12 protein-coding genes are annotated in these 20,931 nt (G+C 41.1%); 5 read left to right on the top strand and 7 right to left on the bottom strand.

The features are described 5' to 3' along the window. Positions 1-428: 428 nt before the first annotated feature. A complete protein-coding gene (gene lpdA / locus ACK2WI_RS15000) occupies positions 429-1,835 on the top strand; it encodes a dihydrolipoyl dehydrogenase (RefSeq protein ID WP_409151512.1) in 1,407 nt (468 codons plus the stop codon). 313 nt (positions 1,836-2,148) lie between these two features. Then, positions 2,149-2,556: an acyl-CoA thioesterase gene (locus tag ACK2WI_RS14995; protein WP_093100827.1), complete on the top strand. Its 408-nt coding sequence runs from the start codon at positions 2,149-2,151 to the stop codon at positions 2,554-2,556. Here the strand turns inward: ACK2WI_RS14995 and ACK2WI_RS14990 are convergent. Continuing rightward, entirely contained in the window at positions 2,553-2,849 is a 297-nt protein-coding gene (locus ACK2WI_RS14990) for a DUF3817 domain-containing protein (RefSeq protein WP_093100829.1), read from the bottom strand. The genes ACK2WI_RS14995 and ACK2WI_RS14990 overlap by 4 nt on opposite strands. A gap of 190 nt (positions 2,850-3,039) precedes the next feature. Here ACK2WI_RS14990 and lpdA (ACK2WI_RS14985) point away from each other — a divergent pair, with 190 nt between their 5' ends. After that, positions 3,040-4,428 carry a dihydrolipoyl dehydrogenase gene (lpdA, locus tag ACK2WI_RS14985; RefSeq protein WP_093100831.1) on the top strand — a complete coding sequence of 463 codons (1,389 nt, stop codon included), beginning with the start codon at positions 3,040-3,042 and terminating at the stop codon, positions 4,426-4,428. 275 nt (positions 4,429-4,703) lie between these two features. After that, positions 4,704-5,198, top strand: coding sequence for a YdcF family protein (locus tag ACK2WI_RS14980; RefSeq protein ID WP_409151511.1), 495 nt, complete (start codon positions 4,704-4,706; stop codon positions 5,196-5,198). Between the two features lie 4 nt (positions 5,199-5,202). Here ACK2WI_RS14980 and ACK2WI_RS14975 read toward each other — a convergent pair whose 3' ends face one another. Continuing rightward, a complete protein-coding gene (locus tag ACK2WI_RS14975; protein ID WP_409151510.1) occupies positions 5,203-6,243 on the bottom strand; it encodes a DUF2157 domain-containing protein in 1,041 nt (346 codons plus the stop codon). Between the two features lie 128 nt (positions 6,244-6,371). Here ACK2WI_RS14975 and uvrA point away from each other — a divergent pair, with 128 nt between their 5' ends. Continuing rightward, the gene (uvrA, locus tag ACK2WI_RS14970) at positions 6,372-9,221 is read left to right on the top strand and encodes an excinuclease ABC subunit UvrA (RefSeq protein ID WP_409151509.1); all 2,850 of its coding nucleotides are present in this window, start codon (positions 6,372-6,374) and stop codon (positions 9,219-9,221) included. A 28-nt stretch (positions 9,222-9,249) separates the two neighbouring features. On the opposite strand, the gene ACK2WI_RS14965 is transcribed toward uvrA, so the two are convergent. The 5 genes from ACK2WI_RS14965 to ACK2WI_RS14945 are packed head-to-tail and all read right to left on the bottom strand — an operon-like array spanning position 9,250 to position 20,698. Next, positions 9,250-11,952: a M14 metallopeptidase family protein gene (locus ACK2WI_RS14965; RefSeq protein ID WP_409151508.1), complete on the bottom strand. Its 2,703-nt coding sequence runs from the start codon at positions 11,950-11,952 to the stop codon at positions 9,250-9,252. Further along, positions 11,949-14,372, bottom strand: a complete 2,424-nt coding sequence (locus ACK2WI_RS14960) for an alpha/beta hydrolase family protein (RefSeq protein WP_409151507.1) — start codon at positions 14,370-14,372, stop codon at positions 11,949-11,951. The genes ACK2WI_RS14965 and ACK2WI_RS14960 overlap by 4 nt, the downstream gene beginning before the upstream one ends. Then, positions 14,350-15,903, bottom strand: coding sequence for a S10 family peptidase (locus tag ACK2WI_RS14955; RefSeq protein WP_409151506.1), 1,554 nt, complete (start codon positions 15,901-15,903; stop codon positions 14,350-14,352). The genes ACK2WI_RS14960 and ACK2WI_RS14955 overlap by 23 nt, the downstream gene beginning before the upstream one ends. A gap of 12 nt (positions 15,904-15,915) precedes the next feature. Next, entirely contained in the window at positions 15,916-17,403 is a 1,488-nt protein-coding gene (locus ACK2WI_RS14950) for a RagB/SusD family nutrient uptake outer membrane protein (RefSeq protein ID WP_409151505.1), read from the bottom strand. 22 nt (positions 17,404-17,425) lie between these two features. Continuing rightward, positions 17,426-20,698 carry a SusC/RagA family TonB-linked outer membrane protein gene (locus ACK2WI_RS14945; protein WP_409151504.1) on the bottom strand — a complete coding sequence of 1,091 codons (3,273 nt, stop codon included), beginning with the start codon at positions 20,696-20,698 and terminating at the stop codon, positions 17,426-17,428. Between the last annotated feature and the right edge of the window lie 233 nt (positions 20,699-20,931).

The following is a 20,931-nucleotide window of genomic DNA, read 5'->3' as shown; positions in this document are numbered from 1 at the left end:
GCGGTTGTAAACAAACTGATCAAACAGGCGTTCGCCATTGCAAAGTCTGGTGAGGTATATCGAGTGGAAAAAGGATTAGCAGAATAAAATTTGGAAAAAATTTAAAATAAATTTGGAAATAGACACAGTTCATCCTCCATCGAAGATGGAGGACCTGTACGCCAATACAATCAATTCTTGTATGGTTCCGAGAACCTTCGTGCCTCAGGTTGACACTAGAAAAGGATGTTTTTTTGCGTTTTACTGCCCTGGAAGGGCAGAATTATTTTAGGTCAGCCAAACCCCATTCCCCCCTTCTCCCCGCACCTCTTTTTCCCCTTTTGTAATCCCTCCGTCTAATTAGAAAATACTCCCTATTTTATCCTATTAATCTTCGCTTAATATGCATTTAAATAGTAAATTTGCCTCGTAAACAAAGAAAAATCTCTATGCAATACGACGTAATCGTAATCGGAAGTGGTCCAGGTGGTTATGTTGCCGCTATCCGTTGTGCTCAATTAGGCCTAAAAACTGCCGTAATTGAAAAATACAGCACATTTGGAGGAACCTGTCTTAATGTTGGATGTATCCCATCCAAAGCATTGTTGGATTCATCAGAACATTACCACAATGCTGCTCACAATTTTGAACAACACGGCATTAGCTTAAGTAACCTGAAAGTCGACATGAAGAAAATGATCGACAGAAAAAACAGTGTTATTGACCAAAATACTGCTGGTATTACCTTCTTATTCAAGAAAAACAAAATTGACAGCTTCCAAGGCGTAGGTTCATTCGTTGACAAAAACACCATTAAAGTGACTGCTGCAGATGGTAAAGTCGAAGAGTTAAGTGCGAAAAACGTGATTATCGCTTCGGGTTCTAAACCTTCAGCATTACCTTTCCTTCCTGTTGACAAAAAACGTATCATTACTTCTACGGAAGCTTTAAACCTTACAGAAGTCCCTAAACACCTGATCGTTATCGGTGGTGGTGTGATCGGATTGGAGTTAGGTTCTGTATATGCCAGATTAGGTGCTAAAGTATCGGTTGTTGAATATGCTAAATCTATCATCCCAACTATGGATGCTGGATTAGGTAAAGAATTGCAACGCGTGCTGAAGAAAAACCTAGGCGTGGAATTCTTCATGAGCCATAAAGTTACCGGCGCTACTGTAAAAGGTAAAAACGTAACGGTTACAGCTGAAGATTCTAAAGGTCAAGCCGTAGAATTAGAAGGCGATTACTGCATCGTAGCTGTTGGTAGAACTGCTTATACAGAAGGTTTAGGTCTTGAAAACATCGGCATCAAAACTGAGGAAAGAGGAAATAAAGTACCTGTAAACGAGCATTTGGAAACTTCAGTTGCTGGTGTATACGCCATCGGTGATGTGATCAAAGGTGCTATGTTGGCTCACAAGGCTGAAGATGAAGGTATCTATGTTGCTGAGCGTATTGCTGGTCAAAAACCCCATATCGACTACAACTTAATCCCTGGCGTTGTTTATACATGGCCTGAGGTTGCGTCTGTAGGTAAAACCGAAGAACAACTTAAGGAAGAAGGCAAGAAATATAAAGCTGGAAGTTTCTCATTCAAAGCTTCTGGACGTGCTAAAGCATCTGGCGACACAGATGGTTTCATCAAAGTATTGGCAGATGCTGAAACTGATGAGATCCTAGGTGTACATATGATCGGACCACGTGCAGCTGATATGATTGCAGAAGCTGTTGTAGCAATGGAATACCGTGCATCTGCAGAAGATATCGGTAGAATTTGCCATGCTCACCCTACCTTCACTGAAGCATTTAAAGAAGCTGCTCTTGCAGCAACTGCAAATAGAGCGATCCACGCTTAATATCAAAAATATTATTTCTAGAGGCTATCTTTTCAGGTAGCCTCTTTTTTTGTTTTTGAACTGAGTGCAACCATTAGTTTTATTCGAGACACATTCCGAATTTTCCGAATGTGTCTCGAATGAGACTCGAATCAGTCCCCTATAAAACTTCAAAAAAAATGCAGATCAAAAAACGATTATGATGCTCCATTTTTAAGCGATTTCCTAAGTTCTTTTTGCTAGCTTTTTTATTAAACGCAAACTGTTCTAGAAGCCTAGAATCTTTCTAAGAAATACAGAAAACGAATAAAGTATTTTTTCGGATATTTGTAGTATGAACTTTTATACTCGTAAATGGGTCAAACCCGAGGACCTAAACCCTAATGGATCCTTATTCGGAGGAACTCTATTGCGCTGGATAGATGAAGAAGCTGTAATCTACGCCATCGTCCAACTCGGGAATCCACATGTAGTCACTAAATACATCTCTGAAATCAACTTTGTCAGTTCTGCGAAACAGGGCGATATCATTGAACTCGGCATCGAGGCCATCAATTTTGGAAGGACATCACTAACCATGAGGTGCGTAGTCCGTAATAAAATAACAAGGATGGTGATCCTTTCCATTGACAAATTGGTGTTTGTCAATTTGGATCCGGAAGGAACTCCAACCCCACACGGCAAAACGGAAATTACCTATGCCTATATGGGGATAGAGTCTGATATCAAGAAAAGGGATTAAGCAGCTTTTTGAGCTGTAATCTCTCTTTTAAGGTCTTTTTCTACCCAAAAAGAAACAATTGGGATCAAGCTCAGGAAGAAGTATTTGACCACGCGGCCAATCTTCCAGTTATAGGTTTGCCAGCAGGCAATCAATAGGACGACAAAAAGTACGACTAGGAAACCATGAATGGAACCGGCAACACGTACGGCTTCTGGAATTCCTCCAAAATACTTCAATGGCATAGCAACAAAAAACAACAAAACGGTAGAGATTGCCTCCCAAAGGGCAACTTGCTGAAATATTCTTAACATATAAAATACTATTAGTCAGCGCAAAGAAAAGGAAAAGCTTTAGGGAAAAGAAATCAAGGAAAAGGATTGACCTCGATATGACATATAGGGCGTAAAAAACAGCTCCAAGCGGAAAAGATATGTCCTGACTAAATAAAAAATGTGTATTTTTGATGAATTGTATTTGCAAACATAACGACAATTAATATTTATGAATTACGACATTATTGTTATCGGTAGTGGTCCAGGTGGATACGTAGCCGCCATCAGAGCAGCTCAATTGGGATTCAAAACTGCCATTATCGAACGTGACGCATTAGGTGGAATTTGCCTTAACTGGGGCTGTATTCCTACCAAAGCACTATTGAAAAGTGCACAAGTATTCGAATATTTAAATCATGCTGCTGATTATGGTATCAAAGTAAATGGCGGTGAAGCCGACTTTGAAGCCATCGTAAAAAGAAGTCGTGGTGTAGCAGATGGCATGAGCAAAGGGATCCAGTTCTTGATGAAAAAGAACAAGATCGACGTGATCATGGGAACTGCAAAAATTAAAAAAGGTGGTAAAATCGAGGTGAAAGCCGCTGATGGTTCGACCAAAGAATATACAGCTAAACACACGATCCTAGCAACTGGTGCTCGCTCCAGAGAATTACCTAACCTACCTCAAGACGGAAAGAAAATTATCGGTTACCGCCAAGCGATGAACTTGCCAAAACAACCTAAATCAATGGTTGTCGTAGGTTCTGGTGCTATCGGTGTCGAATTCGCATACTTCTACAATGCTATCGGTACGAAAGTAACGATCGTTGAATTTATGGACCGTATCGTTCCTGTTGAAGACGAAGAAATCTCTAAACAATTAGAGAAATCATTGAAGAAAGCTGGAATCAATATCCTTACGAAATCTGAAGTTCAATCTGTAGACACTAAAGGTGACCTTTGTAAAGTTTCCATCAAAACTGAAAAAGGTACAGAAACCCTAGAAGCTGAAGTTGTTCTTTCTGCTGTAGGTATTACGCCTAACATCGAGAACCTAGGTCTTGAAGAAGTTGGTGTTAAAACCGACAAAGGACGTGTATTGGTAGATGACTTCTACAAAACGAATATCGATGGCGTTTATGCAATCGGTGATATCGTTAAAGGTCAAGCCCTAGCTCACGTTGCATCTGCTGAGGCTATCACTTGTATTGAGAAGATCAAAGGTTTACACGTAGATCCAATCGATTACAACAATATCCCTGGATGTACTTACTGTTCTCCGGAGGTTGCTTCTGTAGGTTTCACAGAAAAAGCGGCTAAGGATGCTGGCTATGAAATCAAAGTGGGTAAATTCCCATTCTCTGCTTCCGGTAAGGCTTCTGCCGCTGGTGCAAAAGACGGTTTCGTAAAAGTAATCTTCGATGCTAAATATGGTGAATTCTTAGGTGCACACTTAATCGGTGCAAACGTAACGGAAATGATCGCTGAGGTGGTAGTAGCTCGTAAATTAGAGTCAACTGGCCATGAGATCATCAAATCGGTACACCCTCACCCTACCATGAGTGAGGCCATTATGGAAGCTGTAGCGGATGCTTATGGCGAAGTAATCCACTTATAAGATAAAAATATACCAACTCCATTAGGAGTAATAAGAGGCCGGAACAAAATTCTGGCCTCTTTTTTTATTCAAAGCTTATTTAAGACCAATTTGTCCTTTTTTAACTTTTTTCGTAAATTACCTTAATATCCAACAATTGGATCGGGTCATAATTTTTTATTATAATTAGAATGTAAAACTAGCTAAGTTAATATTTTAAATTCCAAGAAATAATTATTAAACCTTACTTTATTTATATCCTTTTTTATAGTTTTGGATAATTAATTCATTTGTTCATGAAAACAATAATAATGGTGTTGGGCGCGCCTAATGACGAGTACGGACACCTATCGGCTGTAGCGCTCGATAGACTATATAGAGCATATGATTTAGCCATCAATAATGAATCTGCTTTAATCTTGTGCACGGGTGGCCAAGGCGACCACTTCAATATCACAGATAAACCACATACGTATTATGCTCAAAATTTCTTGAGCTTGAAAGGCATTAATCCTAACCGTTTCTTGCCAGGAATTCCTTCAAAAAATACAATTGAAGATTTTTCCCTATCAAAAGAGACCTTAGAGGAAATTAATCCAGATTTACTGATCATTATCACTTCAGAATTTCACATGGAAAGGGTGCAGCTCATCTCCGAAACCATCATTCCGTCCATCAATAAGTTCTTTGTTTCTGTTTCTTCTTCTCTCCTAGACTCGGAGTTGAGGCCTTTGATGGAGCATGAGAAAATTGCAGTTCAGTTCTTAAAGGAAAATGGGGTAGACTTTTAATACCTCATTCCTTTTTCTTCCAGATACTTTCGGCCCAACGGCCAACAAACCAAAAGGAAACCGCCAATAACAAAAAGAAAATCGTTCTATTGATATTATCCCACAAATACTCCACAAATCGGGTATATAGGTTCAGGATAAAGAAGACAAAACCTATATCGCGTGATACATGATCCTTGGTTTTCATTCCATAAATAGCCAAGCCCAATGATATGGCTATCCCCAATAAACCCCAGTAGAATATTTCGTATTGACGGATACTGGACCATTTATCGAAATCACTGTAGTTTCCAAATATGGAAAGCAACCAAAGTGCGATCATTGTATAGAGCAGTCCAACCACAAAAGAGGTGGACTTAAAGACGGCCAAAGGCTTTATTTTAGGTTGAAGCAATACAGCAAAGGTAGTCAGGATAATCCCAAAGATCGTAAAACGTAATGGGTAGTTCATTCCCCAGAACTTAAATCCCCAATTGCTATGGTATGCGGTTTCTGTGGCAAACCAGATCCCAAGAGCTACTAAGGTAAAAACCCAGAGCAACTTGGAGGTCAGCTTTACGGATAGGATTCCGTAAATAATGATGGACATCAGGAATAATAGGGTGAAATGGTTTTCATTACGGTCCAGGACCTGTCCGAGAAATCCTATGCTGGCTGCTGTAGAAAAAGCCCCAGCGAGCATTAAGGTCTCATTTGAAAAGTTCTTTTCAGGATTCCTCGATTTATTCCGAAAACCAAGGATATAGAACAATACCGCGAGACCGGCGAAACCTAGGCAGAAAATGACATTGGGCGTTTCATAAAATTTCTCTACCAAGTCGGAAAGATAACCATCGGAAAACAGGGATACCACCGAAAATATCAAGGATGCCAAGGCAATCCAGAAGGCATACCGAGCCAGCATCCCCCATTCAAAGCCTTTATCATCTAAGTTTGCTTTCAACTCCTCAGACTTTTCTTGCGAGATCAATTGCTCCTTCTCCCAATGTCCCAATGCCTGTTCTATGATCTCTCGCTCTGATTTATTTACGTCTAGTTTTTTCAAAATGATATGCTTTGTAGTTTAAAGGTAATACTTTTCAATAATCCTGCCTAATAGAAGATTAGAGATGGGAGACTTAAAATCCTTAGCTAAAAATCAGTAACTTTGCATTTTGCTAAAAGGAGATATTAATGGCCGTAAAAAAAGCAGTAGACCTTGGGGATCAAAGCGAATTAGAAGTATTTGGTGCCCGCGTACACAACCTTAAAAATATAGACGTATCATTTCCAAGAAACCAACTTGTCGTTATCACGGGATTAAGTGGCAGCGGTAAGTCTTCATTGGCTTTTGACACGATCTATGCCGAAGGTCAGAGACGATATATGGAGACTTTCTCAGCATACAGCCGCCAATTTTTGGGAGGGATGGAAAGACCCGATGTGGACAAAATATCAGGATTGAGCCCAGTAATTTCCATTGAGCAAAAAACCACTTCCAAAAACCCGAGATCAACCGTAGGGACCATTACTGAAATATATGACTTCCTGAGGTTGTTGTATGCTAGGATCGGTGAAGCATACTCTTATGTTACCGGCAAAAAAATGGAACGTATGTCTGATGATGAAATCACGGATCGTATCCTCAATGAATTCAACGGAGAAGGAATCTATGTCCTGGCTCCAGTGGTAAAGGGTCGTAAAGGTCATTACCGCGAACTTTTTGAACAGATCAGAAAACAGGGTTATACCAAAGTCCGCGTGGATGGAGAAATATTGGATATTGCTCCTAAAATGCAGGTAGACCGTTATAAAATCCACGATATTGAAATCGTGGTAGACCGCATCATCGTGGAGAAGGATTCACGAAAAAGGCTCTTCACCTCCATCGGTCAAGCTTTAAAAACGGCAAAGGGGATCATCAAGATTGCCAATAAGGAGAATAAGGAACAATTCTTCAGTCGATATTTAATGGATGCGGAGTCAGGGATTTCCTATGATGAACCGCAGCCGAATACCTTCTCGTTTAACTCGCCTTATGGCGCTTGTCCAAAATGTGATGGTTTGGGATATATCTATGAAATCGATAAAAAGATCGTCATCCCTGACAGAAGCCAGAGCATCCAAAAAGGTGGGATTATCCCTTTGGGACCGGTTAAGGATTCATGGAATTTTGCGGTGCTGAAAGCAGTGGCCAAGAAATATGATTTCGCATTGACCACGCCAATCGATAAGCTGCCGGAAGAACTGATCGACAACCTTCTTTTTGGTGAAGAGGAACCGATCAACTTAACGGTTTCTTATGGTTCTTATGGAGCAAGGGAATATAAAGTTCAATTCGCCGGCATCTTCAAGATGTTGGAAGAGATGAGCGCAAAATACAGTGATGATACACAAGGTTTGGATGAATTCCGTACTCAGGTAGTTTGTCCAGAGTGCCATGGGGCGCGATTGAAAAAAGAATCCCTCCATATCAAAGTTGCAGATAAGAATATTTCAGAATTAGCAGAAATGGATATCGTCGCCTTGAATGAATGGTTCGATGGCGTTGAAAACAAGCTTTCAGATAGACAGAACATTATTGCCGTTGAGATTATCAAAGAAATCAAGACCCGTATTGGATTCCTGTTGGATGTAGGGTTGAATTACCTGACCTTGAACCGTAGCTCTAAGAGCTTATCCGGTGGAGAGGCACAGCGTATCCGTTTGGCGACCCAAATTGGTTCACAATTGGTAAATGTACTTTATATCTTGGATGAGCCGAGTATTGGGCTGCACCAACGTGACAATGAGCGTTTAATCAATGCCTTAAAAAACCTTCGTGATATTGGGAACTCCATTTTGGTGGTAGAACATGATAAGGACATGATCCTTCATTCGGATTATGTGATCGACATGGGACCAGCAGCCGGTGTTCATGGTGGTAAAGTTGTCGCCCAAGGTACGCCTAAACAATTGATGAAGGAAAACACCTTGACGACCGATTACCTCAATGGAACCCGGGAGATCAAAATCCCAGAAGAAAGAAGAAAAGGAAATGGCCACACACTAACTTTAAAGGGCGCTACAGGCCATAATTTAAAGAACGTGAGCATTGATATCCCTTTGGGTGAATTAGTGCTTGTAACGGGAGTATCGGGCTCTGGCAAGTCGAGCTTGATTACCAATACCCTTTACCCTATCTTGAACCATCATTTCTTTAGGGCAAAGGCGAAACCGCTGCCTTACGCTAAAATCGAAGGTTTGGAAAATATCGATAAGGTCATTGAAATCGATCAATCTCCTATCGGTAGAACGCCAAGGTCAAACCCTTCTACCTATACCGGTGTATTCTCGGATATCCGTGCTTTATATGTACAATTACCGGAAGCCAAGATCAGGGGTTACAAGCCTGGGCGTTTTTCTTTTAATGTGAAAGGTGGTAGATGTGAGACTTGTCAGGGTGCTGGAATGAAGATCATTGAGATGAACTTTTTGCCCGATGTACAGGTTCCCTGTGAAACCTGTAACGGAAAGCGCTATAACCGAGAGACTTTAGAGGTAAGATACCGTGGAAAGTCTATTTCGGATGTATTGGACATGAGCATCGATGAGGCGGTAACTTTCTTTGAGAATATCCCATCTATCTATAGAAAAATCAAGACCCTACAGGATGTAGGTTTGGGTTATATTACCTTAGGCCAATCGTCAACCACCCTTTCTGGTGGTGAAGCCCAAAGGGTCAAATTAGCAACAGAGCTTTCTAAAAAAGATACTGGAAAGACTTTCTATATCTTGGATGAACCGACAACTGGTCTGCATTTCGAGGATGTCAATGTATTATTGGGGGTAATCAATCGTTTGGTTGACCGCGGAAATACCGTTTTGATTATCGAGCATAACCTCGATGTCATAAAAGCAGCCGATTGGGTTATCGACATGGGTCCTGAAGGTGGTAAAAACGGCGGAAAAGTCCTTTTCCAAGGAACACCTGAAGATTTGATCAAACAGAAAAACTCGGAAACAGGAAGGTTCCTGAAAATTGAAATGAACTACAATAAATAATAAAAGGGAGCTTTCGCTCCCTTTCTTTTTATCGGTATAGTTGATTAAATAACATTTTGAATGTCCCATGGCTCTGAGCCCTGTTGGTAATTTCAGGTCCGATTGCCACTAATTTCCCTTTCCCAATTTTAGATACTAATCCAATATTAACATCCTTTAGATATTGCTGTCCATGTGCCCATCCACTTAATAGGGAATGGTCAGAATTAATGGATCCTAATGCATATAGATTTTCTGAATTTTGGAATTTAAAGACAGGGCTATTATTGAACACAATGTTCAGATCTTGATCCAAACCGTAGTTCTCCGGTTTGCTGATATCAGCTTCAGCCTTTAGAATACTCGTCGGAACATAAAACTTCACACTGGACAACTTCACTTTCTTGCCATCTTTACCTATTTCCATCAATGGATTTTCAACCGGAAGATTGAAATGGTAAACTAGCTCAGAGGCTGCACCAATAGTGACGATCTGCCCGCCATTTTCCACGAAGCTTTTCAGAACTGGAATAGACTTGGCAGCTGTTACAGATCCTAACATGTGCTTATATTGATCAGGCACAATGCTTTCATCAACAGAACGTCCTGAAGCATTTGATCCAAAAGCAGGAATACCCTGACCTACAAACAATAACACATCATAATCTTTGATGCTATTATTGTCAATATCTTTTGGATAGAACAATTTGTAATCATATCCATATTGTTCCAACATCCATCTCACCCAACCGGAAGGCATGCTACCGCCATAATGATCAAATAAGCCGATCTTGATGGCTTCAACAGGTTTCAATTGTTTTGGTTTGCTAGCAACTGCTTTGCTTTGCAATCCTAATGTAGTGCCAAATTCCTTAACCTTAGCTGCAGCTTTAGCGTCTACATAGAAATCTTTGGAATCAAGGTCACGGTACACTTTCACACCTGCCTTCAACAATTGATTGATGGCTAAATAAGCATCGTTTGCTTTTCCATTGATCAAATAACCTCCTTTAGATGAGGCAACCTCTCTAGCCAATGGATTCAACAGAACTCCAGTTTCTTTTTTCTGAAGTGCTGCATTGAAATCATCATAAACCTTATCATATTCTACACCCATTTGCATAGCCAATGTCCAACCAGCAGCATCATACGGACGAACTGGTGGCCCACCTTCGTATTCTACATCATGTGGGTGATCCTGAGGCTGGAACATATCCAATACCTGAGGTCTAAAAGCCTGATTGGTTTTGACTACGATAGACCCTTTCGGATAATTCTTTCCATTGACACTGAAATCAGCACTTGCTTGATAAACATATACTCCAGATTTGATCAAGGTGTTCACGAATTTAACGACTGTTCCAAAATCATCTTGGTCTGCCGATAAGATGAAAGCTCTAGGGTCACGTTTGGATTTATCTGTGAAGATGGCATCATAATAGCTCTTAGGGATGGTTTTTGAACGATAGAAAGTATTGCTTTCTTCTTTCTTCACCTTACCTGCCGCTACATCTGCATCATAGGTTTTCTCAATGGATTCGGCATATTTCGGGTATTTGGTCCAATAATCCTCGTTTCCTCGGTCAATAGAGTTTTTACCCATCTTGTACATGTTGTACAATAATTTGTCACCATTACGGGCTGCATAATCTAGGATCGCAAAGTTCATCGATACAGAATAGTCAATTGACTTCTTGAAATTCCATTTCTGTGGAGCAACTGGGAATGGCAAGCCATTTCTAGGAACCTGTCTTTCTGCTACCAAAGGGATATCAGATGGTGTAGGATGTCCGGTTATTTCGGTCAAGATACCAATCATGTTATGGAAATAGGGTGCCGTACGCAATCCACCATTCCACCAAGTAGAGAATCCTGATTGGTCCATGCGGACATAACCTGGTTTATCTTCTTCATTCAGGCGGTTGATCATGGCAAACCCAACGCCATCGATACCTGTCACCAATAATGGATCGAACACATGGTTAAATGGATCTCGATAAGGAGGACCCGCCACAATGGTTCCATCTGGTGAGGTCTGGTGATGGTTATAGACAATCTGAGGCAACCAATCTACATATACGACCTTGGCCAAGTTGCTGGCTTCCTTCATGTTGAACATAAAGAAATCACGGTTATTATCATGGCCTACATATTTTTGGTAAAGTGTAGGGATAGACATATTACGCTTGGCCTTGTCCTCATATTGCATATACCAATCAGCCAATAGATCTTGTCCATCAGGATTGACATGCCACATCAATACCACCACCTTATCCAGGTAATTGTTGATTTCGGCATCATTACGATTGGTCAATTGATAGAAGGTTTCGATCAACTGATGTGAACCGACCATCTCGTTGGAATGCATTCCCCCATCGATCCATACCACTGGCTTACCAGCTAAGGAAAGCTCCTTTGCTTCTTCTACGGTAATTCCTTCGGCACGCCCTAAGGTTTGTGATATCTTGCGGTATTTTTCAATATCTTTTAAGTTTTCTGGAGAGGAGATGATGATCAGGTGCTGTTTTCTGCCCTCTTCTGTTAGTCCCCCATCTTTAATAAGTACTCGGTTGGATTCTTTGGCAACTTTTAGAAAATAGCTCTCCATCTGTTTGTAGTTGGCCAGCATATAGTCATCACCAATATTGAACCCAAAATGTGTTTTCGGATTGGTAACCTGTTGTGCAGTTCCATAGTTGAACTGCCCAATCAATAAGGCTACCAGAATCGATTTTATGGTATTCTTAATCATTTTTTATTGTTTTTTACATATTTCTCCAACCATTGATGTTGTTCCCAAAAGGTATGGAGCACTCCTTCCCTGCTTCTGTATCCGTGGAATTCTTTAGGCAACATCACCAAACGCACGATTCCTCCGTGCCCTTTGATAGCGGCGTAAAGACGCTCACTCTGGATCGGGAAAGTTCCTGAGTTCTCATCGTCCATTCCATGGGTCATCAATAAGGGTCTCTTGATCTGTGGTGCATAGGTAAATGGTGACATCGCATCATAAGTATCCTTTGCTTGCCAATAGGTCCTTGCTTCGCCTTGGAAACCAAATGGAGTCAAGGTTCTATTGTAGGCACCACTTCTTGCAATACCTGCAGCGAATAGATCGGTATGTGCTAAGAGGTTGGCCGTCATAAAGGCACCATAAGAGTGCCCACCGACGCCAATCCTGTTACGGTCTGCTACGCCTAAGCCAACGATATGATCAATCAATGCGCTTGCATTATCCTTAATTTGCTCTACGAACGTATCATTTGGTTCAGAAGTACCTTCTCCAACGATAGGCATATCAGCCTGGTCCACCACTGCGTATCCTTGTGTCACCCAGTAAACTGGAGAACGGAAAGCCAAGCGAGGGAAGCGATTTGGCGAACCTTTAACCTGTCCGGCTGCTTCTTTTGTTTTAAATTCCCGTGGATAGGCCCATACCAACACTGGTAATGGAGCATCGCCTTTTTTGAAATCTGCAGGTACATATAGTGTTCCTGATAGATTCAATCCATCTTTTCTAGGATAGGACAACAATGTTTTCTGAACATTGGCGATACTTGGGTATGGATCCGAGAAGTTGGTAATCTTGGATTCTTTCTTGTTTTTGATATTTACCGAATACACATTGGGCGCATCCTTTGCTGATTCCCGGGAAACATACAGCACTCCGGTATTGTTAAAGAAGATCGGTTCTTCATAATAACCGCGCTTGGATTTGTACAAGGTGTCCTGTTTGCCATTCTGCACATTCCATTTCATCAAAAATGGTCGGTCACCTTCTGGGGAAGCGCCTAGCCCCTGTGTGAATACAGAGCCTTTTCCATCGGTCAGCAATTGACCTTTTTCATTTTTCACAAAACTTCCTGGATCGGTATAGGTATCCTCTGATTTACGGGTAGAGAGCACTTTGACCACCTGATTGGTCTTTGGGTTGATCAAGGTCATTTTGGTAGAACGGTCTTTGCGCCAGTTTTCTGAAACGATGGCAAAACCATCTCCCCATTGAATATCGCGAACCCGATAGGTACCGGAGAAGATCTTATTTGATGAAGAAAGATCATAAGGAGCTCCTAATTCAAATACTTCATCACGCACCTCGGTTTTCACATTTGGATCACCTTTATCAAATGCCTGCACATAAACCAAGGATGCATCCTTGTCTTTACGCCATTCAAAATTTCGAGGTCCTTCTAATACCGCATCGAAAGAGATCGGCATTTTATCTGCCAATGGAATCGTGTAGATATCCTTCACTTTTGATCCCGTGGAAGAATAAACTGCTACTTCTGCCGGAAAAAGATAGATCGGCACCAAGTAAGAATACGGCTTAACCACTTTCTCGGTCAGGATATACTTACCATCGGGAGAATAAGAAACAGATTTAAAGATTCCTTTAATGCCGATAGGTTTTGCATTCCCCTGAAGATCGACCTGGATCAGGTCTGAGGTGAGGTAATATTCCATTAAGGTCTCATCGTATCCATTAGCAAGTAGGTTTTGATAGGTTCTTGAAGGGGTAATACCGCCAAGGTTTTCTTGAACCACAGGCCCTGTAGGAACTGGATTCTGCACTGGCACATTGCCTCTTGAAGAGTTTACTTGCTGGGCAAGTAAAGCTGTCCCATCGCCATTCCACTGAAAGGTGCTACCGTAAGTGTCATTGACCTTGCTCAATAGTTTCTTTGCTGTTTTATTGTTCAGGTCGGCAAGCCATAGTTCAGTATCTTCTAAAGATTTATTCAAAAAGGCAAATACACCAGGTTTGGAAGACCACTTAACGTCGGAAATCTGCAAATCCTGAGGTAAGCCTTGGATGCTGAATTCAGAGCCATTGCTCAGATCGCGGATCTTAAGACCCTTGAAAGTACCGAGATTCTCCGCAACCGTGGTATTGCTAATGGGATTAATCCGCAGGCCAGCAACCCCTAAGACAGGTTGTGAGGCTTGAATAATGGTCTGAAAACCTGGAACTTCCAATACCAACATATACCGTCCATCTGGACTGAACTCCTCCATTGGGATCTGTGGTGCATCCACAAGATTCACGATGGATTGAGGGGGTAATTGGTACTTGATTGCCTCTTGCGCATAGATCATCGGAGAACCCGCCAAGAAAGCAATGAAAAGTCCTGCTTTCAAATAATTTCGGTTAGTTTTTCTTGTAAAATTCATCTGCATCTTTATTTAACTGTACCATGCAATCCTTCGGCATGTACACCATGTGTCCTGCCTCGTAATAAGTAAATGATACTTTTGATTTCTGTTCTGGTCTTAAATTCATATGCTTCACAACATATTCAGCAGCATGATAAGGTGTTGCCAAATCATAATAACCACCAATAACCCAAACCTTTAGGTCCGGATTTTTGGACATAGCCTGCCTCAATAGCTCTGACGCATTTAAATATTTATTCTGAACATTATTGTAGTTCCATGGGGATACCCCACCTGAAAAATCATAAGGTAGTTCATTCTTGAATTTAAGCTCGGTCCTAATATAATGATTCATTGCGGAAGAAAAGGTACCTGCAGTGTTTCCTGCTGGATCAAATTCAAAACGATCACCTGAATCATCATAGTCGCGACCTATCGCACGGCTATCAAGTCTACCAACCGTTAAGCCTTCATCGCGTCTCAATTCTTTACAGAACTTATGGATATTGATCCTCAAGTTGGTTTCTTTGATATAGGCTTTGCTCAAGCCGGTATACCTAGCCAATTTGCTGGCTATCTGATCATATTCTTGCTCCGTCAAGTCTGTTCCTTTGTTCAGAGCCAAGAGATATTCGTTGTTTGCAAATTTCTCTACCTCATCCAATGTTGCTCGAAGGTTGCCCTGTAAACCAGACTCCAATTGTTTATGGTAAAATGCAGTTGCCGTATAGGTTGGCAAAAACAGATGATATGGCAGGTCATTACCTATGTCAAACCTTGCTGTTTGCATATTCAATATGGAACTTAACATAATGACGCCATCAAAATACATGCTGTACCGGTTCTGTAGATACTGAACTAAACCTGCCGCTCTCGGCGTACCGTAGCTCTCTCCCATGATATACTTCTTGGAATCCCAGCGTTCATTCTTGGTTACATACAACCTGATAAAATCGGCCACTGACTGCACATCCTCTACAAAGCCATGGAATTGCTTAGGGTCTTCTCCCTTTACCGCTCGGCTGTAACCTGTAGAGATCGGATCAATAAATACAAGGTCAGTCTTGTCCAACCATGTTTCCGGGTTATCTCCGTAGCTATATGGATAGACTGCATCACCAGCTTCGGTCAAATTTGGCCGTTTTGGCCCCATAAAACCCATATTTACCCACACAGAGGCCGAACCAGGTCCTCCATTGAATGCAAAAGTAACCGGACGGTCTTTCCGGTTAGTTGCCACATAGGCAATAAAGAAGACATTCCCTTTCGGGTTGCCATCTTCATCTTTCAACTGTATATAGCCTGATTGGGCCTTATACTCGATACTGCCAGACCTCAGTTTGGCTACATGCTTGGTTTCTACCACTTCAGGAATGATGGCTGAATTGTTAGATACTACTGACGTATCAGGTTTCAATGTTTCAACGGCCTTGTTTTTACTGTACTGTGGCCCCCTTGGGATAACGGGCGCTAAACTCTGCGCCCATAGATCTCCAAAGATGAACATGAAAGCTATGAAACTAATCGTCTTAATTTTATAATCATTCATACATTATTTATTTTAGTTATTCTCCATTAAATTATTCAATATCAATTCATTACTTGGAATTGGCAGAATATAAGCTGGATCATCGGTCGGAACAGCAGCAATGGCATGCTGTGATTTCGCTGGAATGGTTAATCCAAGGCGCATCAGGTCACCATTACGGATACCTTCGCCCAAGAATTCAATCCTGCGCTCCTCGATGATTCGATTTAAGTAGGCAGTTACATTGGCAAATGAAGCGGCTGTTAAGGACGCTCCTTGATTTGATCTGCCATAAACTGCATTCAGTAAGGCTAAGGAACGTGCATCCACGCTATTTGATGTTCTTGCTAATGCCTCAGATAGGTTCAACAATACTTCAGAATAACGGATCACTGGAACATAATCGATATATGGCGAGGCTTGGTTAAACTTGGTTAACCATGCTTTTCCGGTCTTTGTTCCTATTTTGGTCAATTTTCTCCTCGCATCGGTTTCTAACCATAAATCTGAGGAGTAGATACCTTCAACTTTATTCAATGAATATTCACCTGCCCCATTGCTGGTTGCCGTACCGCCGTCGCCTGTACCTGGTAAATAATACCTAGACAAGGCACTACCTGGTGCGTCATTATTGGTGAATGGCATAGAGAAAATGGATTCATTAGAAGTGTAAGGTGATTTAAAGAGATCCTCAAAATTGCCTTCTAATTTATTTCCTACCCCTGTTGCTGCGCTGAAAGGTGCTGCTGCAGGAACCAATTTATTGGCCTCTGCAATTACCTTTGCATAATCTCTCATGCTGAGATAAACTCTTGTCTTTAATGCAATGGCAGTGTTTTTATGGGCTCTTGTGGTATTCAAGAAAGCTGAGGAATAATTCCCTGGTAGGTTTTGTTCCGCATAATCCAAATCAGCCAATACCTGTTTGTAAGTTTCAGCTACAGTGCTCCGCTCTAAATCGTAGTTTCCGGGACCTGTATTGCCTTTCAAACGTAACGGCAAGCCTGGTTTGCTTCCATTACCATCCCAATAGGGTCTTGCATAAAACTGCAATAGATAATAATAGGTCATCCCACGGATCAATCGTGCTTCTGCTCGGTAACTATTCGCTGTAGCTGCATCTAAGACGGCATCACCCCCATTATCTAAGCCATCCAAGAATACGTTCAACTTGTTTATCGAAGCATAGGTCGCCACCCATATATCGTTGACATCTGAGGTGGTGGTCTGTGGCAGCATGGAATACATGGTAGCTCCTGTAGCAGCGTTCATATTGCTGCAGTGAAATTCCCCGGTTCTGACATCTGAAATCAGCGTGTACCAACTTCCTAAATAATTAGATGCCTTCATGCTGGCATATAAGCCATTGACTTGGCTCAGGATACGTTCTGGGGTACTAAATGCGGTCACATCGGTAATCAATGTTTTGGGTTGTGGATTCAACCATTCTTCCTTTCTACAACTGCTAAATAATAAGGTCAGTCCAGTTGCACATAATATGATAGATTTACTTGATTTCATTGTAATAAGTTTTTAATTGTCCTTAAAATCCAACGTTTAATCCAAATGTGAAGGTCCTTGCATTTGGTGCTTGGTTCTTGTCAATACCTTGTCTGATAGCATTGTTACCATTGGTCGTAACGTCTGGATCATATCCATTGTACTTGGTCCACAAGGCTAGGTTTTGGCCACTGACATACACACGAATGTTATTCAGCTTCATTTTGCTCACCAAAGTGTTTGGTATCGTGTAGGAAAGCATCACATTCTTTAAGCGCAAGTAATCTGTCGAAGAAATATTATGTATTAAAGGCAATGTATTACCATTGGAAACATTATCGTTATTGACTACCCTAGGGATATCCGTCTGGTCGCCAGGATTCTGCCATCTGCGCATCAAATCAACTGAATTGTTCCAGAACCTTAAATCACGCATAGTTCCTTGGTTACCATTCATCATATAACCTCCCAGTTGGTAGGTCAATAATACGGTCAGGTCAAGGCCTTTGTAGTTAAAGCTGTTGGTCCAACCTCCAAATACTTTAGGAGCAGTTGGTTTATATGGCTTCGCATCATCAGAAGGTGTAATCGCTCTGGCTCTTGTGCCATCCTCATATTCCCACTGATATTTTACAGCATTGATACCAGATACATTCTGCTGGTAGAACACCTTCTTACCGTCTCCATCAATGAAGATCCTTCTTCCTGTTGCCGGATCAACGCCAGCAGTTTCTATAGCATATAGCATACCTGCAGCTTGTCCAGGCAAGGTAATGGTCATACCATCCAAGGAACCCGAAATAATGCTAGGGACACCGTTGGCTAAAGTCAATACTTCATTGTGATTGGTCGTTAAGTTAAATGAGCTATTCCATCTGAAATCTTCCTTACGAACTGGAGCTCCTCCAATAGTAAATTCAAATCCTCTATTGTACATCTCACCAACGTTCTGTAAGATACTGTTTGAAGTACCATTAGGGATACCAACCGAGGGAGGAAGTGGCACCGCAAAGATTAAACCGTCGATAGAGTTCTTATAATAACCGATTTCTCCAGTGATTGCTGAATTGAATAGAGCAAAATCCAACCCTATATCAAATTTCTTACTGGTCTCCCATTTTAGGTCTGGGTTACCCGTTACCGAATAAGTTAAACCAGGTTGGCCTCCATATAAGGTTGCTGAGTAAGTGTTGATTGCTCCAAAATCTCCTAGTCCACCAACATTACCAACTTTACCATAACTGCTCCTCAATTTAAAGGCATTGATCTTTTTTCCTAATGAGCTACCTGACCAAAAAGCTTCTTTTGCAATGTCCCAACCGCCGGAAACTCCCCAGAAGGTACCTTTCTTATTGTTCAGCCCTAGAGCGGAATATTCATCCTGCCTTAAGTTTGCTGTAAAGAAGTATTTCTTTTGATAGTCATACTGCAAACGAGAAAATAGAGAGAACAAATAGTTGTTGATCTCTTGGTTGTCGGTTCTATAGTCAAAAACGTTCTGCCAACCACCCTGAATATTGGTATAGTATGGATCCGTCTGTCCAGTCCGCTGCAAGCCGAACATAGAACCAGTGGTTCTTTGTTGTTCTTGGCCCAGCAATAGGTTGAAGCTATGTTTATCATAGTTGCGATCGAAAGTCAAGGTATTAGTCCATACCCAACGCTGGCGTTTCGAACTTACACTGCTTGCCGAACCATTACTTGCCAAGCCCTCACCGGAAAGTGGTGAATAGTAATTATTATAGTCAATATTTCTATAATCGATACCATATACCGATTTATAAGTAACCCATTTCAATGGCTTGATCTGCACATAGGCATTGGATTGCACATTATTTCCAGTATTGTTGGAATAATTGTTTAGCAATGAAATCACGGGGTTATAGAAACCTAGACGAGATTGATTCAAATGTCCGGTATTGTCCATTAATCCTAAGAAACCATTTGATGTCACGTTAAAAGTGCCATCATTGTTATAAGGCCCAATAATCGGAGCAGAAATCAAGGCTAGACGTGCCATCGCTCCAGAAGAAGAAGACGATTGGAAACCACCCTGACCACCTGCACCGGTAGACATCGCCGCTAAATTGTTCTCATTGACATAGTTCAACTTGACACCTAGCTTTAACCAATCGGTAGTCGTATTATCAATATTGAACATCGCTGATTTCCTGTTGAAACCATTTTTCTGGAAGATACCCTCTTGGTCAGTATAGGCCGCGGAACCAAAGTAATTGGTCTTTTCGGTCGCACCAGATATATTGATATTATGTGAGTGGGAAGTTCCCGTTTGGTAGATGTAATCATACCAGCGGGTGTCAATGGTATTCCCGTTAGCATCCTTACTCAATCCATAAAAGTTTTTGGTTTCATTAAAAGTACCGTCATTCCTTAAGGCTTCGTTCTTGATTTCCACATATTGAGCGGCATTCAACAACTCTGGCAAACGGTTAGCAGTGGTATACCCTAACCATCCCTCATAATTAACCTTTGCAGATCCTCTTTTCCCTTTTTTAGTCGTGATAAATACCACCCCGTTGGCAGCACGCGAACCATAAATACTGGTTGCCGCAGCATCTTTGGCGATATCAATACTTTCAATATCAGCTGGGTTGATAGAAGATAATGGATTGGAAGCCGCATAACTAGGCCCCGAATCATCATTATCATTGAAGGCGGGAACACCATCAATCACAACCAGAGGATAGGTACTCAATGATAAAGAGTTTGTTCCCCTGATCTTAAATACGGGAGCTTGGTTTAGAACACCTGAACTGGTATTCACCTGAACCCCTGAAGACCTTCCTGCTAAGGAAGCATCAAAACTCTGAACTGGCAAGTTGCCTACATCATCCCCTTTTACTGATGTTAAACTTCCAGTAGTCTCTTTACGGCTTTGCGTTCCATAACCGATTACAACTACCTCATCCAATTCCTCATTGGATTCTGTCATCGTCAAATTGATTGGATTGGAATTCAAAACCAAGTGTTCAATGGGGCTGTATCCCATTGAAGTCAATACTAAAACACTGTTTCTTGGAACTCGGAAAGTGAAATTTCCATTGGCATCAGTAGAAGTACTGACACTCTTCCCCTTGATGGTAATGGAGACCCCTGCGATAGGAGTGCCATTTTTGTCAACAATTTTCCCCTTAATTTCAATTTCTTCTTGAAAAGAAATTATGTCCTTATTAATGCTTGCAAATGTTTGATTTGGATACGCTAATAACGACAGGCATGTAAAGCCCAGTAATGTCCATTTGCTGGTTAATGGCAATGGTTTTGTCCAAGTTTTTGGACAATTGGATTGTTTCATAAGTGAAATAATTTAGGTGCTAATTTTCATGGTAGATTAATTCAGAAGAAGAATTAACCATCTAATAGGCGGTCTATTCATAATTAGTAATTTGTTAATTTGGTTTGCCAAATTTAATATTTATTAAAAAATTACCAATGAAATAAATAAATAAGTTTATAAATTAATGTAAAGATGCTTTTACAGTAATTTAACTATAACTACAATAATGTTAATACGGATTTGCTAATTAG

This window comes from Sphingobacterium sp. BS-2 (assembly GCF_046161205.1).
Taxonomy (GTDB): domain Bacteria; phylum Bacteroidota; class Bacteroidia; order Sphingobacteriales; family Sphingobacteriaceae; genus Sphingobacterium; species Sphingobacterium mizutaii.
This window is presented reverse-complemented; position numbering and strand designations above follow the sequence as displayed.